The sequence below is a fragment of the Streptomyces sp. SM18 genome, from assembly GCF_002910775.2.
In the GTDB taxonomy this organism is placed as follows: Bacteria; Actinomycetota; Actinomycetes; order Streptomycetales; family Streptomycetaceae; genus Streptomyces; species Streptomyces halstedii.
In genome coordinates this window covers 2004271-2023979 of record NZ_CP029342.1, presented here as the reverse complement: position 1 = coordinate 2023979, position 19709 = coordinate 2004271, and the positions used below count along the sequence as shown (strand labels likewise).

Genomic DNA, 19709 nt, shown 5'->3' with positions numbered 1-19709 from the left:
CGACGGCTCCCCGGGAACGGCCCGGGGAGACGCGCACGGAGCGCGGTGCGCGGGGACGGAGGCGGGGGCGGTGCCCCGTCCGGCGTCAGCCGTAGAGCTGGACGATGTTCATGCGCGGCACGATAGTGCGTCCGCGCGCCGCACGCGACGGATTTACGCGGTGCCGCCGGGTGCCGCCCGCGAAGGCCGGCGGCACCCGGCGGAGAGCCACCGCCGGGCGGGCCGTTCCCGCTCAGTGCCCGCTGCTCTCGTAGTGGCGGGTCTGCCGCTCCCAGAAGCGGTACGCGGCGTACATCAGCAGCACCCCGACGGCGGGCGCCCCCCAGCCGAGCCACGCGGGCACCGCGAGTTCGTCCTCGCGGTCCAGCAGCACGGTCGCCGGGAGGTACGCCACGAACGCCAGCGGGAACACGAAGGTCAGCCCGAATCCGGCCGCCGAACCGAAGATCTTCAGCGGGTAGTTGCCGAAGTCGCTGAAGATCATGTCGATGGCGAACTTGATCGGTGAGACCCTTTTCATCCGGAACACCAGGGCGGACGCGGCCAGTTGCAGCGCACCCTCCACCAACGCGCCCCCGAGGACCGCCAGCAGCAGGAAGCCCACGGCCCCCGGCGTCCAGTTCACCGGCGCGGACGCCGAGGCGACGGACAGCAGGACCACCCCGCCCGCCAGGTCGCCCAGCGAGCTGAGCCGCACCCTGCGGGTGAGGAGCTGGACCAGTGGCGACACCGGCCGGACCAGGTACCGGTCGTACTCGCCCTCGATCACCACCTCGTCCACATGGACCAGTTGGTGGCCCGGCAGCAGCCACAGGCCGTGGGCGGTCAGCCGCAGCCCGTAGAGGAACGCGATCTCCGGGAGCCCCCAGCCGCCCACCTGGCCGAAACGGTCGAGGACCGCCCAGATGAAGGCCAGCCCGACACCCTGGTAGAACAGCCCCCCGATGATGTTGATGAACAGGTTCCCCCGGTACTGGAACTCGGCGCGGAACGCCGCACCGGCCAGCAGCAGATAGACGCGCAGCCCTCGCACCCCCCTCACCCGCCCTGCGACATGACACGGTGGCGCGCCCGCGACCAGACGAGCGCGGAAAGAGCGCCGAGCGCGACGATCCACGCCCCCTGGACGGCGAGGGCGGCGAGCGTGCCGTACCCCTCGACCTGGCCGAGGTAGACGGCGGCCGGGGTGTACGCGGTCGCCTGGAAGGGGAGCCACTCCGCGGCGGCCCTGACCGGTCCCGGCATGAACCACAGCGGGACCAGGGCCCCGGAGAAGAACTGTGCGACGAAGCGGTACGCCATGAGGGCTCCGCTCACCTCCAGCGTCCAGAAGGAGACCATGCCGAGCAGCAGCCCGAGCAGCTGGTTCACGAGCAGCGCGCCGAGCAGGGCCAGGGGATAGGCGACGGCGGCGGCCGTCGAGGCGGGGGCCTGGCCGGCGCCGATCAGCAGGGCGAACGGCAGCGCCACCAGCAGCACGGGCACCGCTGCGGAGGCCCACCCGAGCTGGCCGGAGAGCATCTGCCCGGGGAACCCGACGGGCCGCAGCAGGTCCACCGCGACCTTGCCCTCACGCACCCGCTGGTCGATGGGCGACGACCGCCACGGGCTGACCAGCGTGTACTGGAGCGTGGACAGCGTCGCGTACGCCGTCATGGTGGAGAGGGAGACGCCGTCCACCTCGTCGCGGCCGTCGTAGAACGCCTCCCAGACCACCGTCAGCAGGTAGATCTGGAGCAGCATCATGACGAACGAGGACAGGTAGGAGGCGCGGTAGGTGAGCGCGACGCGGAACTCCATCCGGGCGCACGCGAGATGGGCCTTCATCCTCGGTCCGCGTAGATCCGGTGGATGACGCTCTCCAGCTCGGGTTCCACGATCGACAGGTCGGTCACCTCGTGCCGTGCCAGTACGGAGGCGACCAGGGCGGCGGGCGGGGTGCGCGCCGGGTCGAAGCGGAGCCACACCTTGCCCTCCTCGCGGCGGACGACCTCGGCGCCCTCGACGCTCTCCAGCCGGTCGGTCTGCACGACGAGTTCGCGGTGCGGCGCGTAGCGGGTCTTCAGCTCGGCCACGGCGCCGTCGTAGGCGACCTTGCCGTGGTCGATGAGGACGATCCGGTCGCAGAGTTCCTCGACGTCGTCCAGGTCGTGGGTGGTGAGGACGACGGTGGTCCCGGACTCCCGGTTGAGTTCGCCGACGAAGGCGCGGATGCGCTCCTTGGCGACGACGTCGAGGCCCACGGTCGGCTCGTCCAGGTAGAGGATGCTCGGGTCGTAGAGCATCGCGGCGGCGAGGTCTCCGCGCATCCGCTGGCCGAGCGACAACTGCCGTACCGGGGTGTCGAGGAACGAGCCGAGGTCGAGCACCTCGGTGAACTGCCGCTGCTTCTCCTCGAACCGGGCGGTGGGCACGTCGTAGAGCCGGCCGATCAGCCACAGCGAGTCGCGCAGCGGAAGGTCCCACCAGAGCTGGCTGCGCTGCCCGAAGACCACGCCTATCTGCCGCGCGTTGCGGGCCCGGTCACGCCAGGGGACGGTCCCGGCGACGCGGACGGTGCCGGAGGTGGGCACCAGGATGCCGGTGAGCATCTTGATGGTGGTGGACTTACCGGCGCCGTTCGGCCCGAGGTAGCCGACCATCTCTCCCCGCCCGACCTGGAAGCTGATGCCGTCGACGGCTCGTTTGACGGTCTGCTCACGGGTCAGCAGTGTGCGCAGACCGGCGAAGGAGCCCTCCTGGCGCTTGGTCCTGCGGAACTCCTTGACGAGGTCTGCCACCTCGATGACGGGCATGTGTGCCTCTCCTGGACCTGGTCGGGCCCCGAGGGGCGTGCCGAACAGGAGTGTGCACATCAAGGGCTGGTCTAGGCCAACCAATTTCGGTCCAGAGGGTGGTAGTTCGGGTGCCCCCTGCCGCTAAACCGATTGCACGCCCTTCACCCCCTCCTTAAGAGCTCGTAACACGATCTTGTTGAAGTGTGCTGGTTGGCCGTTACCGGTGTGACGATTCGGCCGTTCGTGAGGGTGTGGGTACTCGACCGTGGATCGTGGACGATGAGTTGTGGGCGCTGATCGAGCCGCTGCTGCCGCCGTGGCCGGAGCGGTCCCCGGGGCCTCGGCCGGTGTCGGACCGGCGCTGTCTCCAGGGCGTTCTGTTCGTCCTCTACAACGACATAGCCTGGCAACTTCTGCCCCTGGAGCTGGGGTTCGGCTCGGGTCAGACGTGCTGGCGCCGCCTGGACCGGTGGCAGAAGGCGGGGGTCTTCGACCAGCTGCACCGGGTCCTGCTCGCGGAGCTGAACGCGGCCGGCAAGCTCGACTGGTCACGGGCGTGCGTGGATGGTTCTCACATCCGCGCGAAAAAGGGGGCGCCGACACCGGTCCGTCGCCGGTCGACCGGCGGAAGACGGGCAGCAAGCACCACCTGATCTGCGACGGCCGCGGCACCCCGCTCAAGGTCATCACGACCGCGGCCAACGTCAACGACGTCACCCAAACCCTCGCGTTGGTCGACGGCATCCCGCCCGTCGCGGGCCGACCCGGACGACCCCGCCGAAGGCCCGTAGCCCTCCTCGGCGACAAGGGCTACGACTCCAACCCGAACCGCGACACACTGCGCAAGCGCCGGATCATGCCCGTCATCTCCCAGAAGGGCCGCCCGAACATCAAAGGCCTGGGCAAACTCCGCTACGTCGTCGAGCAGACCTTCGCCCTGCTCCACCACTTCAAACGCCTCGCCGTCCGCTGGGAACGCCGCACCGAACTCCACGACGCCTTCGTCTCCCTCGCCTGCAGCCTCATCTGCTACCGACGCCTCAAGAAGCCTCGCCCATGATCGTGTTACGAGCTCTAAGGGTGGTTCGTGGCACCGACTGGTCAGGAGCCGTCGGAAACATGTCCTCGGCGTTGGTGGGTGCGTTGGCGACGGCGCTGAAGTTTCTCGCACTGCCAGCATTGCCATCCTTCCGTTGGCGTTCGGCCGGTGGTGTAGCGGCATGAGGCGGTTGCGCATTCAGTGAGTTTTCCCGGCCTGTCGTGGATGAGGCGGGGTCTCTCCTCGGCTGACCTCTGACAAACGATCTTGACTGTTTGTCACTGGAGTTTGACCGGTGACGACTCCCGAGGTGTACGCACCCGCGCAGCAGGGCGGGACGACGTGCTGCGCGTCAGCACGTCCAACAGCCGTGAATCTAATCCGTTCCAGGAGGCGAAGACGGTCCTCGCCGACGCCTCCCGTCGTCAGCGCTTCCCGGGAGTTCCGTAGCGGCTGCGGGCGGTGTCCGGGTGGAGTTCCAGCCACTCGCCGATGTCCTCCCAGGTGAGTCCGGCGGCCCGGTCGCACACGACGGCGGCCGCCATCACCTCGCGCACCAGTTCCGGGAGCCGCGCCGTGTAGGCGCTGCGTACTGCCTGATCACCCGGCGGCAGGGCTGCTAGCTCCTGCGCCGCTCCGGCCAGGCCGGCCGCGCGCGCCCGCGCGAATTCGGCTAGGCCCTGTCCGGCGGATCATGTGACCTTCTGACCGGTCGTTCGTTGGTTCGGGCATGGGTCGGGGGGATCTGACGAACCGCGAGTGGTCATCGCTGGAGCCGCATCTGCCACCTCTTGGTGGTCGGGGCGGCCGGTGGAATGACCACCGCACCGTGCTCAACGGGATCCTCTTTCGGGTCCGGACCGGTGTCCCGTGGCGTGACCTGCCGGAACGCTATGGCTCGTGGAAGACTGTCTATGAACGGCATCGCCGCTGGTCGGCGGACGGTACCTGGGACCGGATCCTGCACGCGGTCCAGGCTGACGCCGACCTGGCCGGGAGGATCGACTGGTCGATGGTGGGCGTCGACTCGACGTCCTGCCGGGCCCATCAGCACGCGGCCGGCGCCCGCACAGTCCGTCCGCGGATCCCGAAAAAAGGACGACGCCCCGGCACCACCGCCCCGACGAGGGACTCGGACGGTCCCGGGGCGGCCTGACCTGCAAGATCCACCTCGCCGGCGAAGGCGGTTGCCGTCCCATGGCGTTCCTGCTCACGCCGGGTCAGTGGGGCGATGCCCCGCAGATGGTCGAGGTCCTGGACCGGATACGGGTTCCCCGGCCACTGGGCGGACGGCCCCGCACCCGGCCGGATCACGTCAGTGGCGACAAGGCTTACAGCTCACGCCGAAACCGCCGCTACCTGCGAAGACGCCACATCCGGCACACGATCCCGGAACCGAAGGACCAGCGGGCCAACCGCCGACGCAGAGGCAGCAGCGGTGGCAGGCCCGCCAGCTTCGACCGCGACCTCTACCGGCGCCGCAACGAGGTCGAGCGGACCATCAACCGGCTCAAGAACTCCCGCGCGGTCGCGACCCGTTACGACAAGCGGGCCTACGTCTTCCACGGCACCGTTACCGCCGCCGCGATCCGACTCTGGCTCCGCCAGTGATCCGCCGGACACGACCTAGCACCGCCTGGAATTGGGGATCCGGCGCTGGCCGCGCGATCGCGGCGGGATGGGTGCTCCGGTGGTGGGCCTGGCGGCACGCGCCCGAGCAGTAGCGCCTGCGGGTAGTCGAGTCGTCCGGCAACGCTTCGGAACAGACAGGGTTCGTGCAGCGGCGTGCCGACACCGGGGCCTCCTGGTACTGCGTTACGCAGGTCGGAGGTTCTCCGTTGCGTCACACCATGGCGTAACGCAACGGGAATTTCCCGATCACCGTAACGCAACGACATCGAGGGACACTGACCTGGCTGCAACCGCTGGTCTTCCAGCCGTATCTTCAGTGTCATGACACCCAATCGAAGGCCTCGATCCGCTCCGAATGATCGGGAGTTGAGGCTATGGAAGGTCGGCTTGGCGCTGACGGCCTCTTTTGCCGCTGCGGTCTTAATCGCCAGCAGCGTCTTCTACGGGCTGTACAGCCTGCTCGGTGTCAAGGAGATCGGTTCCACCGCGAAGCTCAACGCGAAAACGCTCTTCGACCTGGTGAAGCTCTCCTTCGGTGTGGTCGCCGGGGCCGGTGCGCTCGTCGCCCTGGTCGTCGCCTACCGCCGCCAGCGCGTCGACGAGGTCGGCGCTCACCGGGAGGCCACAAAGCTGCACTCTGAGCGCTTCTCCCAGGCCGTCGACAAACTCGGATCTGACTCCCCAGCCGTCCGGCTCGGCGGCGTCCACGCATTGGCCGGCCTTGCCGACGACGCCCCCACACAAGACCTGCGCCAGACCTGCATCGATGTCCTGTGCGCCTACCTCCGTCTACCCTTCTCCCCCGATCCCGGCGACTTGCCCGATACCTTTCCCGACGGGACTTCGCCCTCCGAGGAACGACGCGATACTCATCAGGACAAGAAGGACCGGTACCGCGCACTGCGCGAGGTTCGCCACACGATCTTGCGGCTTATCGGAGATCACTACCGCATCCCCAAGGGCACTCACCGCTCGTGGCAGGGCTACAACCTTGATCTCACCAAGGTCGTCATCGATGGCGACCTGTCCTTCTCCAGCGCGACGTTCTCCGATGGCGACGTGTCCTTCTTCGGCGTGACGTTCTCCGGCGGCGACGTGGACTTCTCCAGCGCGACGTTCTCCGACGGCATCGTGGACTTCCGCGGTGCGAGGTTCTCCGGCGGCGACGTGTACTTCTCCGGTGCGAGGTTCTCCGGCGGCGGCGTGCCCTTCTCCGGCGTGACGTTCTCCGGCGGCTATGTGTACTTCGACGGCGTGACGTTCTCCGGCGGCGACGTGCGCTTCTCCGGTGCGAGGTTCTCCGGCGGTGACGTGCGCTTCTCCGGTGCGAGGTTCTCCGGCGGCGACGTGGACTTCTCCGGTGCGAGGTTCTCCGGCGGTGACGTGTCCTTCTCCGGTGCGAGGTTCTCCGGCGGCGACGTGCCCTTCTCCCGCGCGACGTTCTCCGGCGGCGACGTGGACTTCTCCGACACGGAGTTCTCCGGCGGCAACGTGGACTTCTCCCGCGCGGAGTTCTCCGGCGGCACCGTGGACTTCCGCGACGCGTGCGGCCCGGCTCCTCATGCGCTTCTGGCTGCCGTCGGCACACCTGCTCCTGCAGAGGTCAACCTGCCTTCCTCTTGGCTACTCCCAAGTCCATAGGACTACGGGGGCTTAATCGGTCGCAGGCGGGCCTGCAGGTCTCCCGAAGGGTCCGGTCACTTCATGACCCGACGGACGACAGTACGGTCTCACCAGCCTCCGTCTCGGACCCAGCGTGGGCGTGCGGTCGTACAGTGCGCAGATGGGGACAGGCAAGAGTGGACAGTGTCAGGGACCAGGCTGCAGTTTCACTCTGCCCAAGGCCAGCCCTACTGGACGTCCAAGGAAGTACTGCTCAGAACGATGCAAGGGACGCGCTCATCGACGTCGCCGCTTCGCGCAGATGGCCGCAGCCAGGGACGAGGCCATCAAGATCCAGTCGTACCCCAACGAACAAGAGATCCTCGACCGCATTGTCAACGGGCGCTACACCGCCCAAGAGGTGCTCCTGCTTCTAAGCCTGATCGAGAACCAGTTCGTTGCTGAGCGGATCCGACGCTCACCGATCTCAACCACGAGAAGCACGATCTGGCTGGGGAACACAGAGCTTGGCGCAGTTGAGCGGCAGCTCCGGCGCCTAATCGTAAAGATCACGGGGCACCTGAGTCGCCAGCATGAAGACCTGAGGGGAGACCCCGACAGCCTTAACGACCCACTCCGAGGCCTGGGGAAACAACGCCCACAGAAGTAACGAAACCCTCACAACAGCGCAGCTCAGAGGGTTTTTTCGGGTTTCGTTGTACTCGGTATCTAGGATGCCACCCAGAGCTGACATGCTTTTGACGTCGCCCCCCAGGGCTAGGCCCAGTCTCTTCAATGGAGAGTTGGGCCTTTTTGCTGTGCGAGAGGCGCCGCTCACTGCTGAAGAGGCAAGAGCGGCCTCCCGTCATCCGGCGGCGGGCCGAGGCAGGCCCGCCGCAGTGATCCGGGAAGACGCGTGCGGCGGGCCAGACCACAGGGGTGGCCCGTTACATGAATACCCAGACCATGCTCCTCCTCGCGATCGTTGCCGTGATCGTTGGCTACGCCGCTTACAGCAACCCTGCTCTCGGCACAGCGATCGGGGTATCAGCCGCCGTTGTAGCCATCGTGTACCTGATCCTCCACAATGACCAGGGCAACGACCGCCGTCCCTAAGGTCATGCCTGAGCGGGCCAGCCCAGACCATGTGGTGATCCAATCCGGAGGGTGGCAGAAACGGTCGAAGGCGGCCTCGCCCTCGGTGGGAATGACCGCCTCCGGCTGCAGTCACCGCACGTCGATCCACAGTGAAGAGGGCATCCGGGCACGTTGCATGCCAGTCCAATCAGTCCATTCCACAGTTTCGCCTCCCGGTTCCGCCTCTCCTGCGGTGGAGTCCGGTCGCGTCGGGCAGCCGCCGCCCCGGCCTGCGGGGCAGGTGACCTCGTTGGTCAAGATCAGGTGGCAGAGAACTACCCGTCGTCAAGATCACCTGGCAAGCGGCGAAGATCCTTTGTCGAAGGTCATCGGCGGGTTCGAAGTCGAGAGACGCAGGACGTCGCCACCGCCTGCGAACTCCCCATCGTTGGCCCGGCGCCGTTGTCCTCTGACAGAGGTTCTTGACCGATTGCCAAATGACTTTGATCACTGGCTTCGGTGCCGTTCTATGCCTCTTGTGTGCTCGGCTCGTGGTGTCGCAGCCACGCGAGTGCCTCAGCGCGGTCTGAACGGGAATCCCATTCGCTGGTCGCCGCCCAGCCGATCGTGTTTCGTACGGGTTCTGTGTCGCTCGGGTTGGGCACGGCCAGGGAGCTGATGCCGTTCTGCCAGGTGGTCCCGATCACGGCGACGGTGCTGTCGAGAGACAGCATGGCGAACTCCGGGCGGCCAGCGCCTGAGCCGAGCAGGTGCTCGGGGTATCCGTGCTCGTTCATCCCCCGACTAACCGCGCAACCGGCGCCCATCACGTCCCAGTCGTCGAGCAGACGCACTCGGCGCCAGACGGACTTGCGGTGCCGGGATGCCGCTCGCGCGCTATGAAGATGAGCGGGCAAGGCAAGCAAAAACTCCCGGTCGGCTCCGAACAGCCTGAAAGAGGTCGCCAACTCGTACCAGCCCTGGTTGGCACGCTCGATGAGGGACGGGGCGTCGAAGTCGACGTACATGTCACGCCGACCCGTCCCGTCGCCACAACTGACCGTCGCGCCCACCGCGAATACCGGCAACGGACATTTCGGCACCCCGCCCTCAAGCACTTGCAAGCCCGCTCGACGCAGCGGAGCATGAAGCTTCCGCCGCATCTCCCGCCTGCCCATCATCTGCCCCCACGCTGCCGAACGTCCTGTCCAGTGATCATTCCATCGGAGTGAAGAGCACCGCAGCAAGCACCCCGCCGTGAAAGCCAGATGGCAAACGGCCAAGATCACCTGTCAGAGGTCAGCCGTGCCTGAACATGGTGCTCGCCACCCACGACGGGCACGTGCTGCACCGCCTTCACCTGCGGAAACGCCATGTGAGGCTCATAGGGAGCCGGCTGAGCTGCGAGAGACGGCGTCTTCGGACAGGCGCGCTCGCTACGGTCACGACCATGACGGAGCAGGACGGGGATCGGGTCGGGCCGGTACTGGCACGGCCGGGCGGCATTCCTGAGTTCTCCTCAGTCCGTGGCCCGTCGGTCGTCGTCCAAGTGGACCATGGCGTAGCCGCGTTCGTCAGGGTGGCGGGCCAGACGGGCCATCACCCACGCGGTCCGGGCGTCCATCCCCTCGCCGAAGTCGGCGGCCAGACGGCGCGCCTGCCACGTCGTACGCGGGGCGAGGATCCACCGCGCGAGCGGGAAGCGGACGCGGCCAGTGCCGGCTGCCGTCCGGCCCGTCCCGTCAGGGAGGTTCAGGTCGGTCACGATCACGAGTTTGGCGATGGCCACGGTGCCATAGCGGGCACTGGGCCGGAGATCATCTGAACGAGCGGCGCTGCACGGCTTGGGTTGACGCCCGAGAGGTGTGGAGGCAGGGTGCGGTTCGGTGGCCATCATGGCGGCGCCCGCCTTCACGGGTGCGGGCGCCAGGACCGTGGGGCGGCCTGGCAGAAGGCACAGTCACCATCAAAGACTGGGACATCTCGGTCGACTCCACCATCGTCCGCGCGCATCAGCATGCGGCCGGCGCCCGCATCGACCCGTCTCCGGCCCCGGGGTCAAAGGGGGGGGCGAAGGGATGGAACACCAGGACGAGACGCCGTGGCAGAGTCTCCTCGCCCGCTTGGTGGAGGTGGCGCGGAAGGTGAGGGCCTGGGCCGCTCGCGGGGCGGGTTCACCAGCAAGCTCCACCTGAGCGCGGACGGCCGCTGTCGTCCGCTGTCCCTGATCGTCACTCCAGGTCAGCGGGCAGACTGCACCCAGTTCAAGCCGGTCCTGGAGAAGATCCGGGTGCCCAGACCTGGCCTGGGACGGCCACGCAAGAAGCCCGACAGCCTCGCGGCCGACAAGGCTTACAGCAATGGCCCCATCCGGGAGTACTTGCGACGGCGGGGGATCCGCCACACCATCCCCGAGAAGTCCGACAGTCAGGCGGCCCGCCTGCGCAAGGGCGCACGCGGTGGACGGCCGTCCGGCTTCGATGAGGACCGCTACAAGAAGCGCAACACCGTCGAACGGACGATCAACCGCTTGAAGCAGTTCCCGGCGGTCGCGACTCGCTACGACAAGCGCGGCTACGTCTTCCTCGGCACCGCCACAGTGGCGTCCGTCGCTATCTGGCTCCGAACATGAACTCCTACGCGACCCAGCAGTAGGCGCTCTGGTTCTGGCGCCGGGCGCTGCTGACGAGAGCAGCCAGATCACTCACGATCGCGTGGGCGATCTCCGTTTCGATGACGTCACCGTCCTCCGCACACAGCTGAGCCCACGAGGCAGCGATGTCACGCAGCCTGGAGTGCCCTGCGTCCGCGAGTGCGGTGGACAGGCGAGGCGAGATCGCGAAGACGACGCATCCGTCATCGCCCTGGCCGGCGACGATGCGAGGCTCACCGGCTTCGACGAGTTCCTCGAAGCTGCCGCCGGCCAGAAGGCATTCCCACTCGACGACCGCCTCTTCGGGATCGAAGTTGCCGAAGGAGATCGACTCGAATGCCCGCCCCGGGCCCGTCTGGAGGGCCAGACCGGCTGACGTGTCTTCCGGCGCCACGAAGAACTTCACGATGTTGCTCACCCTCGCATCATGCCCGACCGCCCACAGCCATGATCGGCCGGACAAGTCTTAGAGCTCGTAACACGATCTTGTTGAAGTGTGCTGGTTGGGCGTTACCGGTGTGGCGATTCGGCCGTTCGTGAGGGTGTGGGTACTCGACCGTGGATCGTGGACGATGAGTTGTGGGCGCTGATCGAGCCGCTGCTGCCGCCGTGGCCGGAGCGGTCCCCGGGGCCTCGGCCGGTGTCGGACCGGCGCTGTCTCCAGGGCGTTCTGTTCGTCCTCTACAACGACATAGCCTGGCAACTTCTGCCCCTGGAGCTGGGGTTCGGCTCGGGTCAGACGTGCTGGCGCCGCCTGGACCGGTGGCAGAAGGCGGGGGTCTTCGACCAGCTGCACCGGGTCCTGCTCGCGGAGCTGAACGCGGCCGGCAATCTCGACTGGTCACGGGCGTGCGTGGATGGTTCTCACATCCGCGCGAAAAAGGGGGCGCCGACACCGGTCCGTCGCCGGTCGACCGGCGGAAGACGGGCAGCAAGCACCACCTGATCTGCGACGGACGAGGTACCCCGCTCAAGGTCATCACGACCGCGGCCAACGTCAACGACGTCACCCAAACCCTCGCGTTGGTCGACGGCATCCCGCCCGTCGCGGGCCGACCCGGACGACCCCGCCGAAGGCCCGTAGCCCTCCTCGGCGACAAGGGCTACGACTCCAACCCGAACCGAGACACACTGCGCAAGCGGCGGATCATGCCAGTCATCTCCCAGAAGGGCCGCCCGAACATCAAGGGCCTGGGCAAACTCCGCTACGTCGTCGAGCAGACCTTCGCCCTGCTCCACCACTTCAAACGCCTCGCCGTCCGCTGGGAACGCCGCACCGAACTCCACGACGCCTTCGTCTCCCTCGCCTGCAGCCTCATCTGCTACCGACGCCTCAAGAAGCCTCGCCCATGATCGTGTTACGAGCTCTTAGGTGGGCAGCGCCCTCAGCCAACTCGTAGCCAGCTCTCGAGAAGAGCCTCCCGGCGCCTCGACGGCAGTACCCCAGAGGGCCGCCCATCTCCGTACCACCAATCGGACAGGACGGAGGGTGAGGAGGTGCCGCGGGCGAAACGTGCGAGCAGTCCGTGCGAGAGATCGACCTCCCGCTGTGTGTAGGCGCTTGAGGCACCCGAGAAGACTGGTGTCTTGTGTTCGTTGCCGTCGATGGCAATCACCGCTGTCATCTCGGTCGGGCTGCCGGGAACCCACGCGTCCAGGGCTGCTGCGGCAACGCTCGCGGCGCGGGCTGCCCATCGGGCCGCAGTTGAACGGACCGGCGCCTCGGTCACCCGCAGGTCCGTCACGTCGGACCAAGAGCATTGCACCGCATCAGGTCCGACGACCTGCACGCCTGCGGGCGAGAAAAGTACGCCAGGTGCCGGTGGGACCGGGGGCATACCCAAGTACGTCTTTCCCGATTCGATCCAGAAGAGACCGACCATGGCGCCGAGGTCCTGCGTGTGATGCTGGGGCGGCGTCGATTCCAAGGTCAGCTCCTTGCTCTTGGCCGGCCTCCGGGAGGTTGCCGGTGCCGGAACTCCCGAACCTGGGTGGGCTCTTGAGCGATGCTGCTCTGTTTGAGCCATGCCTCAGGCGCGGAACGTGTCGCACGGCGGCACAGCACTTGTACGCTGTGCCGCCGCGCGAGGGGCTTGCCTGCCCGCGACCACGTGCTGCCGTCGCTAAACTTTCTCGCGTGTGAGTGCGGTGGTGGGGTGGTAGCTCTCCACCGTGGTGTCTGAACCTTCCGTGGAGCGGGAGCGCATCCGGTCGATCAGTCGGGCGCCCATTGAGACGGCTTCATCCAGACCTCTGCTGAGGAACACGAGGTCGCAAGCACGCCCGTACGAACGGCTCTGGCCGCCGCGCACACCGGCTCGATACGGCCCCCGAAGCCCCGAAGCTCCACAATCTTGTCAACGAATCCGCTGCACCGCCCGACTCCGTTATTTCGGACGGGTGAAGGTAGCGCGCCAGCGGAGGCTCTGCTCGGTCCGATAAGCCCGGCGCGACTCCGTATACACCGTTCGTTTTACCCGCCAGCCGTTATTGCGTGGTGTCTGACCCAGCAGGCCGCGGACATGGTCCCGCATCCGCCAGCGTAGATCCACCCGAGCGAACAATGAATCCAACTCTGTGCCCCGCCCACTGGGTGCGGTGGTTCGGGTCCGTCGTCCGAAGCGCGGGGGCCGGCCGGACCATGCGCACCGCCCAAGCCGGCGTCGAGGCCACGTCGCTCCGCCGGTCCGGCGGGCCGCTCGCGACCGCTTGCCCACCCTCCCCGCATGTCATCTGCATATACCGATCGCCGGTATATGGTGACGGTTATGACTGAACGCCCCTTGCAGGAGCCGACGTTGCTCCTCATCACCGCCCTCGCCGACGCGCCGCGGCACGGATACGCCCTGATCCAGGAGGTCGCCGCCATATCCGGCGGCCGGGTGCGCCTGCGGGCGGGCACGCTGTACGGGGCTCTCGACCGCCTGTTGGGGCAGGGGATCGTCAGGGTCGAACGGGAAGAGGTCGTCGACAGCAGGCTGCGCCGTACGTACGCGCTGACGGACGCCGGGTACGAGGTGCTCGCCACCGAGGCGGACCGGTTGCGGACGACCGTGCGGGAGGCCGAGCGCCGCATCGGGCTGGGCCGCCCGGGTGGGACGCCGCGCCCCGCACAGGACGGAGCGGGCGCATGACGGAGAACAGGTCCGAGTCCACCGAGGGCCGCTCGCCCCGACCGGGCGGCGTGGTGCGGCTGTACCCGGCCGCCTACCGCCGACAGCACGGCGCGGAGATCGCCGCGACCCTGGCGGACATCGCCGACGCCGAGGGCAGGTGGGGCGTACGGCGCGAGACGGCAGCCGTCGCCGGGCACGCTCTGCGCATGCGTACGGGCCTGGGCTCGGCACGGCCGGCGGGGCGGGTGCTGGCCGGGATGACCCCGTACGTCGTCGCCGTGGCGGCCTCGCTCTCGGCCGCGCTGCTCGCGGTGTGGCCGCTCGAACCGCAGGCCTGGGACGGCGAGCGCACCTACACACCGCTCGCGTACGCCCCCTGGCTCGCGGTGCTCGGATGCCTGATCGCGGGCCGCTGGACAGGGGCCCGGATCAGCGCGGCCGGTGCCCTGGCCGGTGCCGCCGGGTCCGTGCCGCTCGCCTTCTGGTCGGGCGGCCAGGAGGGGCTGTCGCAGAACCTGCCGACGCTGCTCGGTCTCGCGGTGGCCGCCACGGCGGTGCTGGCCGCCCCGCCGGACCTGCCGCCGACCGCGCCGCGCGCCCGACGCAACGCCACGCTGACCGCCCTCGCACTCGGGGTGCCGCTGCTGGTGGCCTCGACCACCGTCTTCCAGGCCCTCGCGGGACCGGGAATCGTGGAGTCCGCCCGTCCGGAACCGGTGCGCGTCCTCCTGCTGTTCGCCCCGCTCGTCCTGGCCTTTCCGGCCGCTCTCGGACTGGCCCGGTCCCGTCACGGAGGCGCTGTCGCCGCGGTGGTGATCGTCGCCGCGTGCGCGCTGATCTACGAGTACGGGCTGCTGGCATCCGTGCCCTACGGCGCCGGGATGCTGATCGGGAAGGTCGCTTTCCTGACCGGCCTGGCCGCCCTCCTCATCCGCCTCGCCCTGCGGCTGCGTGGCACCCGTGAGCACCCTGGGACCTCGTGACCATGCCCCACCGGCTCCGGGAGTGATCCATCCGCGCCTTAAATCGATTGCACGCCCCCTGCCCCCTCCTTAGCCTCGGCCGCATGAGCCCGGAAACAATCATTCGCCCGTACCGGCCCGCCGACGAAGAGGTCGTGGTCGATCTCTGGTCGCGAGCCTCGAAGGAGGCGCACCCCTTCATCGAGGGGGAGGGAGAGGGTGAGCGCGCGCGAAAGGTGCGCGAGGTCTACCTCGTGCACGCCGACAACTGGGTCGCCGAGGCACCGGACGGCACCGTCGTGGGTCTGCTCGGGCTGCTGGAGGCCGAGATCGGCGGACTGTTCGTCGCCCCCGAGTCCCAGGGGGCCGGGGTCGGCCGGGCGCTGGTGGAGCACGCCGTGTCCCTGCACGGCGAGGTGACCCTGGACGTCTTCGAGGAGAACGGGCGCGCCCGCCGCTTCTACGAGCGCGTGGGCTTCGAGGAGCGCGGACGCGGGACGGACGAGGAGACCGGTTACGCGACCGTCGCCCTGTGCCGCCCGGCGGCGGCCCGGTAGTCACCGGGCGCCGCCCCTCCCGCGCCGGGTTACCGGAGCCCGTCCACGAAGGCCTGCCAGGCATCGGCGCTCAGGACGAGGACAGGGCCGCCGGGGTTCTTGCTGTCCCGGACGGGGACGGCGGCGGGACAGCCGGCGGCGACCTCCAGACATTCGCCGCCGGTGTTTCCGCTGTGGGACGACTTGTGCCAGGCGGCGTTGCCGGTGACCGCGCATTCGACGCAGTCACCGCCGTTGGGGCCGCTGTACGACGACTTACGCCAGGTGGCAGCGCCGGTCACGGTGCATTCGACGCAGTCGCCGCCGGTGCTTCCGCTGTAGGACGACTTTCGCCAGCTTGCTCGGGTCAGGTCGTGGCTGATCGGCATGGCTGTCCCCCTGGCTGTGGTCTACCGGAGTCCGTCCACGAAAGCCTGCCAGGCGTCGGTGCCCAGCAACAGGACAGGACCGGCCGGGTTCTTGCTGTCCCGGACGGGGACGGTGGCGGGGTAGCCGTCGGCCACCTCGACGCATTCGCCACCGCTGGGGCCGCTGTAACTCGACTTACGCCACTGTGCTCCGGCGTGGTCATGGCTGGTTCCCATAGCGTTCCTCCATCACACGAGCAATCAGTACCGCAGAGTCCCCGGGGGAGAGGGCCGTGGCTTGCAGGCGAGCGTAGCCGACCGTACGCTCCTTGATCACCTGCGGATTGGCGGTCATGTGACCCTGGTCGTAGCTCTCCACGTAGAACAGATCAGGGTCGTCTTCGAATCTAAGTGTTGTGAACGACCCAATCATGCCAGTGTGTTGACCCGCCGTGAACGGCAGCACTTGGATTTGCACCCACGGATGGTCGTGGAACTCCAACAAGTGGGCCAGTTGGCGCTGCATGACCTGGTGCCCGCTGATCTCTTGAAGTAGTGCGGCTTCGCTCAGAACGACCCACAGGGCGGGCGGATTGGCGCCTTGGAAGATGCGCTGCCGCTCCATGCGGGCCGCCGTCACCTCGTCGATCTTGTCGTGGTGGTTGACGGCCAGAACGGCCCGCGCGTACTCCTCCGTCTGCAACAGCCCGTGGACCAACTGCGCCTGAAATGTGGAGATGTACGTCGCCTTCGTCTCCATGTCCGCGTACGGCTGGAACCACGTCGGCAGCTGGCTGCGCAGCACCAGGCCCACCAGGCGGGAGAAGAGGCCGTCCGTGCCGAGTGCGGCGTCCACCCGTTCCGAGAAGTCGCGGGTGGGGACCTTCTTCGTCGTCTCGATCTGGCCGATCAGGGAGCCCGTACAGAAGATGATGTCCCCGAGTTGACCTTGCTTCAGGTGGGCGGCCTCGCGCAGGCGGCGGAGTTCCCAGCCGTAGTAGTCCAGCGGGGAAGCGTTGGGGTCGAGGGTCTGCACGTTGGCCATGGGGCACCTCCGGCTGCAACGCCGTGCGGCGTTCGTTTCGATGTGTAGCCGAGAGTAATCAGCGCACTGCACGCTGGTGACATGAATCACGTAACTGACACCCGGACCGGTGACTGCGCCGCCGAGTCCGAGCCCACTTACCGCTCGGAGTTCGCCATGGGCGAGCACTCGGCACGGCACCTCCGCCGCATCCTGCGCATGTACCTCAGGAGTTCCGGCCTCCTCGACCTCGCCGACGCGGCCGAGCTGGCGTTCACCGAGCTGATCGCCAACGTCGTCCGGCACGTCCCCGGCCGCCGCTGTCAGACGTGCATCCATCTGTGGGCGGACGGGGTGCGGGTCGAGGTGGCGGACCGTGATCCGAGGCTGCCCCGGCCCGCCGTCGGTGACGAACTCGCTGACGGCGGGCGCGGATTGGTGCTGGTCGCGGCCGTGACCGACCGCTGGGGCGTGGAGCCGCGCCCCGACGGGACCGGCAAGACGGTGTGGTTCGAGTGTCTGGCCGACCCCAAGGGGCGTCAGGCCAGTTCCTTGAGCACCGCGTCCGTGAGCACCGGCCAGACCTCCGTCGCCCAGGGGCCGAACGCCCGGTCCGTCAGCGCGACGCACGCCGCCCCCGCCACCGGGTCGATCCACAGGAACGTGCCCGACTGCCCGAAGTGGCCGAAGGTCGCGGGCGAGGAGGAAGTGCCCGTCCAGTGCGGTGACTTGGAGTCACGGATCTCGAAGCCGAGCCCCCAGTCGTTCGGGTTCTGATGGCCGTACCCCGGCAGGACGCCCTTGAGGCCGGGGTACACGACGGTCTGGGCCTCCAGCACCGTACGCGGGTCCAGCAGGCGCGGGACCTGCACCTCGGCCGCGAACCGGGCCAGGTCGTCCACCGTCGAGACGCCGTCCTTGGCGGGGGAGCCGTCCATCGTGGTCGCCGTCATGCCCAGCGGCTCCAGGACCGCCTGGCGCACGTACTCCGGGAACGGTATCTCCGTGGCCTTCGCGATGTGGTCGCCCAGGACCTCGAATCCCGCGTTGGAGTAGAGCCGGCGGGTGCCGGGGGGAGCGGTCGCCCGGTGCTCGTCGAAGGCGAGGCCGCTTGTGTGCGCGAGCAGGTGGCGGACCGTGGAGCCCTCCGGCCCGGCCGGTTCGTCCAGCTCGACCGCGCCCTCCTCGTACGCCACCAGCGCCGCGTACGCCGCCAGCGGCTTCGTGACGGAGGCGAGGGGGAAGCGGTGCGTGGTGGGGCCGTACGTACCCGCCACGGCGCCGTCCGCCGTGACGACGGCCGCCGCCGCGGTGGGAACGGGCCAGTTCTCGATCAGTGCCAGGCTCTGCATGGGAACGAGCTTACGACCGGCCGGACGGGTCACCCGTTTGCGCTTGCTTCGAGTGCACTCCAAGGTTCTAGCGTGGAGAGCATGACGGTGATGGAGAGCACACCCGCACGGACCGACGCCTGCGCACCCCAGGAGGCGCACCCGCGCCCGGAGGGTGACGACCGCTACACCATCAGTGAGGTGGCCGCCCTCACCGGCCTCACCGCGCACACGCTGAGGTGGTACGAGCGGATCGGGCTGATGCCGCATGTGGACCGTTCCCACACCGGGCAGCGCCGCTTCAGTAACCGCGATCTGGACTGGCTGGCCTTCGTCGGCAAGCTCCGGCTGACCGGGATGCCGGTCGCCCACATGGTCCAGTACGCGGAACTGCTGCGCGAGGGTGAACATACGTTCGAGGAGAGGCAGGGTCTGCTGGAGGCGACCCGCCGCGACGTGCGCACGCGCATCGCGGAGCTCCAGGACACCCTCGCCGTACTCGACTACAAGATCGACTTCTATGCGGGCGCCCGTACGGCGTCGGAAAGGGTCTGACGACATGAGCGAGAGCACCGACAGGATCGCCACGGCGGAGCTCGGGAAGGGCGGCCCCACGGTGGGTGTCCAGGGGCTCGGCTGCATGGGGATCAGCGAGTTCTACGGGGACACCGACGAGGCGGCCGCGAGGGACACCCTCGAAGCGGCGCTGGAGGCCGGGGTCACCCTCTTCGACACCGCCGACGTCTACGGGCGCGGCGCCAACGAGACCTTCCTCGCCCCGTTCGTCGGGGCGCACCGCGACGAGATCACCCTGGCCACCAAGTTCGCCATCCAGCGGACGGACGACCCGGAGTTCCGGGGGGTGAACAACGACCCGGCGTACATCAAGCAGGCCGTCGAGGGCAGCCTGCGGCGGCTGGGCACCGACGTCATCGACCTGTACTACATGCACCGGCGCGACCCGCTCGTCCCGCTCGCCGAATCGGTGGGCGCGATGGCCGAGCTGGTGCGGGAGGGCAAGGTCAAGCAGCTCGGGCTGAGCGAGGTGACCGGGGCGGAGCTGCGTGAGGCGTACGCGGTGCATCCGATCGCCGCGCTCCAGTCGGAGTGGTCGCTCTTCAGCCGGGACGTGGAGCGCAGCGCCGCGCCCGCGGCCGTCGAGCTGGGCGTGACCGTCGTGCCGTACTCGCCGCTCGGCCGGGGCTTCCTCACGGGTGCCTTCGCGGACGCGGCGAAGGATCTGGCGGAGAACGACTTCCGTAAGCACCAGCCGCGCTTCACCGGCGAGAACGCTCGGAGGAACGCTGCTCTGCTGGAGCCCGTCCACACGATCGCGGCGGCGCACGGGGTGACCGCCGCCCAGGTCGCGCTCGCCTGGGTGCAGCAGCGCGCCCAGGTGTACGGGACGCCCGTGGTGCCGATCCCGGGGACGCGTAAGCGCAGCCGCCTGCTGGAGAACGTGGCCGCGACCCGGCTGACGCTGAGCGCCGAGGAGCTGGAGCGGCTGGAGCCGATCGCCGGGCAGGTGGCGGGGGACCGGTACCCGGACATGAGCAACACGGCCATGGCCCGCGAGTAGGCAGGCCCACGGC

The 19709-nt window shown here is 68.4% G+C and carries 23 protein-coding genes and 2 pseudogenes; 13 read left to right on the top strand and 12 right to left on the bottom strand.

Annotated features, from left to right (window positions below):
* Nucleotides 1-232: 232 nt before the first annotated feature.
* Genes B9S64_RS09055 through B9S64_RS09045 form a run of 3 tightly spaced genes read right to left on the bottom strand, consistent with a single transcriptional unit; the run spans nucleotide 233 to nucleotide 2795 of the window.
* The gene (locus B9S64_RS09055; RefSeq protein ID WP_103490798.1) at nucleotides 233-1033 is read right to left on the bottom strand and encodes an ABC transporter permease; all 801 of its coding nucleotides are present in this window, start codon (nucleotides 1031-1033) and stop codon (nucleotides 233-235) included.
* A 5-nt stretch (nucleotides 1034-1038) separates the two neighbouring features.
* On the bottom strand, nucleotides 1039-1827 hold the full coding sequence (locus B9S64_RS09050) for an ABC-2 family transporter protein (RefSeq protein ID WP_103490799.1): 789 nt from the start codon (nucleotides 1825-1827) through the stop codon (nucleotides 1039-1041).
* Nucleotides 1824-2795, bottom strand: coding sequence for an ATP-binding cassette domain-containing protein (locus B9S64_RS09045; protein ID WP_103490800.1), 972 nt, complete (start codon nucleotides 2793-2795; stop codon nucleotides 1824-1826). The genes B9S64_RS09050 and B9S64_RS09045 overlap by 4 nt, the downstream gene beginning before the upstream one ends.
* A gap of 251 nt (nucleotides 2796-3046) precedes the next feature.
* On the opposite strand from B9S64_RS09045, the gene B9S64_RS09040 reads away from it, so the two are divergent.
* Nucleotides 3047-3837, top strand: a protein-coding gene (locus tag B9S64_RS09040) for an IS5 family transposase (RefSeq protein ID WP_109492219.1) whose coding sequence is annotated in 2 segments (ribosomal slippage) — nucleotides 3047-3361 and nucleotides 3364-3837 — 789 coding nt in all. Because the reading frame shifts where the segments join, the coding sequence is not laid out codon by codon here.
* Between the two features lie 404 nt (nucleotides 3838-4241).
* Here B9S64_RS09040 and B9S64_RS34940 read toward each other — a convergent pair.
* Nucleotides 4242-4373: a hypothetical protein gene (locus B9S64_RS34940; protein WP_258317553.1), complete on the bottom strand. Its 132-nt coding sequence runs from the start codon at nucleotides 4371-4373 to the stop codon at nucleotides 4242-4244.
* A gap of 173 nt (nucleotides 4374-4546) precedes the next feature.
* Here B9S64_RS34940 and B9S64_RS09035 point away from each other — a divergent pair.
* From B9S64_RS09035 to B9S64_RS34380, 4 genes are all read left to right on the top strand, one after another.
* Nucleotides 4547-5427 (top strand): IS5 family transposase gene (locus tag B9S64_RS09035; protein ID WP_103490709.1). Its coding sequence is split into 2 segments (ribosomal slippage): nucleotides 4547-4907 and nucleotides 4907-5427, totalling 882 coding nucleotides; the frame shifts between segments, so codons are not numbered across the junction.
* 408 nt (nucleotides 5428-5835) lie between these two features.
* Complete coding sequence (locus B9S64_RS09030; protein WP_308460779.1) at nucleotides 5836-7089, top strand: pentapeptide repeat-containing protein; 1254 nt, start codon at nucleotides 5836-5838, stop codon at nucleotides 7087-7089.
* 283 nt (nucleotides 7090-7372) lie between these two features.
* Nucleotides 7373-7720 (top strand): hypothetical protein, encoded by a 348-nt coding sequence (locus B9S64_RS09025; protein WP_103493835.1) that lies wholly within the window; start codon nucleotides 7373-7375, stop codon nucleotides 7718-7720.
* Nucleotides 7721-8001: 281 nt separating this feature from the next.
* Nucleotides 8002-8166: a hypothetical protein gene (locus tag B9S64_RS34380; RefSeq protein WP_181012472.1), complete on the top strand. Its 165-nt coding sequence runs from the start codon at nucleotides 8002-8004 to the stop codon at nucleotides 8164-8166.
* Between the two features lie 488 nt (nucleotides 8167-8654).
* On the opposite strand, the gene B9S64_RS09020 is transcribed toward B9S64_RS34380, so the two are convergent.
* Nucleotides 8655-9155, bottom strand: a complete 501-nt coding sequence (locus tag B9S64_RS09020; RefSeq protein ID WP_103493834.1) for a hypothetical protein — start codon at nucleotides 9153-9155, stop codon at nucleotides 8655-8657.
* 491 nt (nucleotides 9156-9646) lie between these two features.
* Nucleotides 9647-9892 carry a hypothetical protein gene (locus tag B9S64_RS09015; protein WP_146060195.1) on the bottom strand — a complete coding sequence of 82 codons (246 nt, stop codon included), beginning with the start codon at nucleotides 9890-9892 and terminating at the stop codon, nucleotides 9647-9649.
* Here B9S64_RS09015 and B9S64_RS09010 point away from each other — a divergent pair.
* Nucleotides 9850-10759, top strand: a pseudogene (locus tag B9S64_RS09010) (IS5 family transposase). The gene B9S64_RS09015 and the pseudogene B9S64_RS09010 sit on opposite strands and share 43 nt — an antisense overlap.
* Before the next feature lie 4 nt (nucleotides 10760-10763).
* Here B9S64_RS09010 and B9S64_RS09005 read toward each other — a convergent pair.
* Nucleotides 10764-11198, bottom strand: coding sequence for a hypothetical protein (locus B9S64_RS09005; protein WP_103493831.1), 435 nt, complete (start codon nucleotides 11196-11198; stop codon nucleotides 10764-10766).
* Between the two features lie 144 nt (nucleotides 11199-11342).
* On the opposite strand from B9S64_RS09005, the gene B9S64_RS09000 reads away from it, so the two are divergent.
* A protein-coding gene (locus B9S64_RS09000; RefSeq protein ID WP_103493837.1) for an IS5 family transposase occupies nucleotides 11343-12133 on the top strand; the annotation gives its coding sequence in 2 pieces (ribosomal slippage) (nucleotides 11343-11657 and nucleotides 11660-12133; 789 coding nt in all).
* 32 nt (nucleotides 12134-12165) lie between these two features.
* Here the strand turns inward: B9S64_RS09000 and B9S64_RS08995 are convergent.
* Entirely contained in the window at nucleotides 12166-12708 is a 543-nt protein-coding gene (locus tag B9S64_RS08995; protein ID WP_258037781.1) for a hypothetical protein, read from the bottom strand.
* Nucleotides 12709-13548: 840 nt separating this feature from the next.
* Here B9S64_RS08995 and B9S64_RS08990 point away from each other — a divergent pair.
* The 3 genes from B9S64_RS08990 (at nucleotide 13549) to B9S64_RS08980 (ending at nucleotide 15415) form a co-directional block, all read left to right on the top strand.
* Nucleotides 13549-13914, top strand: a complete 366-nt coding sequence (locus tag B9S64_RS08990) for a PadR family transcriptional regulator (protein WP_103490299.1) — start codon at nucleotides 13549-13551, stop codon at nucleotides 13912-13914.
* Nucleotides 13911-14879: a hypothetical protein gene (locus B9S64_RS08985; RefSeq protein ID WP_103490298.1), complete on the top strand. Its 969-nt coding sequence runs from the start codon at nucleotides 13911-13913 to the stop codon at nucleotides 14877-14879. Before B9S64_RS08990 ends, B9S64_RS08985 begins: the two co-directional genes overlap by 4 nt.
* An 83-nt stretch (nucleotides 14880-14962) precedes the next feature.
* Nucleotides 14963-15415: a GNAT family N-acetyltransferase gene (locus B9S64_RS08980; RefSeq protein ID WP_103490297.1), complete on the top strand. Its 453-nt coding sequence runs from the start codon at nucleotides 14963-14965 to the stop codon at nucleotides 15413-15415.
* A 29-nt stretch (nucleotides 15416-15444) separates the two neighbouring features.
* Here B9S64_RS08980 and B9S64_RS08975 read toward each other — a convergent pair whose 3' ends face one another.
* Genes B9S64_RS08975 through B9S64_RS08965 form a run of 3 tightly spaced genes read right to left on the bottom strand, consistent with a single transcriptional unit; the run spans nucleotide 15445 to nucleotide 16807 of the window.
* A complete protein-coding gene (locus tag B9S64_RS08975; RefSeq protein WP_103490296.1) occupies nucleotides 15445-15783 on the bottom strand; it encodes a DUF397 domain-containing protein in 339 nt (112 codons plus the stop codon).
* A gap of 21 nt (nucleotides 15784-15804) precedes the next feature.
* On the bottom strand, nucleotides 15805-15999 hold the full coding sequence (locus B9S64_RS08970) for a DUF397 domain-containing protein (RefSeq protein ID WP_103490295.1): 195 nt from the start codon (nucleotides 15997-15999) through the stop codon (nucleotides 15805-15807).
* Nucleotides 15983-16807: a helix-turn-helix transcriptional regulator gene (locus B9S64_RS08965; protein ID WP_103490294.1), complete on the bottom strand. Its 825-nt coding sequence runs from the start codon at nucleotides 16805-16807 to the stop codon at nucleotides 15983-15985. The genes B9S64_RS08970 and B9S64_RS08965 overlap by 17 nt, the downstream gene beginning before the upstream one ends.
* A gap of 81 nt (nucleotides 16808-16888) precedes the next feature.
* Here B9S64_RS08965 and B9S64_RS08960 point away from each other — a divergent pair.
* Nucleotides 16889-17239, top strand: a pseudogene (locus B9S64_RS08960) (ATP-binding protein); the annotation flags it as partial.
* 86 nt (nucleotides 17240-17325) lie between these two features.
* Here B9S64_RS08960 and B9S64_RS08955 read toward each other — a convergent pair.
* The gene (locus tag B9S64_RS08955; RefSeq protein WP_103490293.1) at nucleotides 17326-18138 is read right to left on the bottom strand and encodes a serine hydrolase; all 813 of its coding nucleotides are present in this window, start codon (nucleotides 18136-18138) and stop codon (nucleotides 17326-17328) included.
* Between the two features lie 81 nt (nucleotides 18139-18219).
* On the opposite strand from B9S64_RS08955, the gene B9S64_RS08950 reads away from it, so the two are divergent.
* Together B9S64_RS08950 and B9S64_RS08945 are read left to right on the top strand one after the other, a co-directional pair.
* Nucleotides 18220-18672, top strand: coding sequence for a MerR family transcriptional regulator (locus B9S64_RS08950; protein WP_093526987.1), 453 nt, complete (start codon nucleotides 18220-18222; stop codon nucleotides 18670-18672).
* A 4-nt stretch (nucleotides 18673-18676) separates the two neighbouring features.
* Nucleotides 18677-19696, top strand: coding sequence for an aldo/keto reductase (locus B9S64_RS08945; protein ID WP_103490292.1), 1020 nt, complete (start codon nucleotides 18677-18679; stop codon nucleotides 19694-19696).
* Nucleotides 19697-19709 lie beyond the last annotated feature (13 nt).

Bases quoted from the DNA above. Each gene is read 5' to 3' on its own strand.
- B9S64_RS09050 (WP_103490799.1), bottom strand. From the start codon at position 1,827: ATGAAGGCCCATCTCGCGTGCGCCCGGATGGAGTTCCGCGTCGCGCTC.
- B9S64_RS09045 (WP_103490800.1), bottom strand. From the start codon at position 2,795: ATGCCCGTCATCGAGGTGGCAGACCTCGTCAAGGAGTTCCGCAGGACC.
- B9S64_RS09025 (WP_103493835.1), top strand. From the start codon at position 7,373: ATGGCCGCAGCCAGGGACGAGGCCATCAAGATCCAGTCGTACCCCAAC.
- B9S64_RS34380 (WP_181012472.1), top strand. From the start codon at position 8,002: ATGAATACCCAGACCATGCTCCTCCTCGCGATCGTTGCCGTGATCGTT.
- B9S64_RS09020 (WP_103493834.1), bottom strand. From the start codon at position 9,155: ATGTACGTCGACTTCGACGCCCCGTCCCTCATCGAGCGTGCCAACCAG.
- B9S64_RS08990 (WP_103490299.1), top strand. From the start codon at position 13,549: ATGACTGAACGCCCCTTGCAGGAGCCGACGTTGCTCCTCATCACCGCC.
- B9S64_RS08985 (WP_103490298.1), top strand. From the start codon at position 13,911: ATGACGGAGAACAGGTCCGAGTCCACCGAGGGCCGCTCGCCCCGACCG.
- B9S64_RS08980 (WP_103490297.1), top strand. From the start codon at position 14,963: ATGAGCCCGGAAACAATCATTCGCCCGTACCGGCCCGCCGACGAAGAG.
- B9S64_RS08975 (WP_103490296.1), bottom strand. From the start codon at position 15,783: ATGCCGATCAGCCACGACCTGACCCGAGCAAGCTGGCGAAAGTCGTCC.
- B9S64_RS08970 (WP_103490295.1), bottom strand. From the start codon at position 15,999: ATGGGAACCAGCCATGACCACGCCGGAGCACAGTGGCGTAAGTCGAGT.
- B9S64_RS08965 (WP_103490294.1), bottom strand. From the start codon at position 16,807: ATGGCCAACGTGCAGACCCTCGACCCCAACGCTTCCCCGCTGGACTAC.
- B9S64_RS08955 (WP_103490293.1), bottom strand. From the start codon at position 18,138: ATGCAGAGCCTGGCACTGATCGAGAACTGGCCCGTTCCCACCGCGGCG.
- B9S64_RS08950 (WP_093526987.1), top strand. From the start codon at position 18,220: ATGACGGTGATGGAGAGCACACCCGCACGGACCGACGCCTGCGCACCC.
- B9S64_RS08945 (WP_103490292.1), top strand. From the start codon at position 18,677: ATGAGCGAGAGCACCGACAGGATCGCCACGGCGGAGCTCGGGAAGGGC.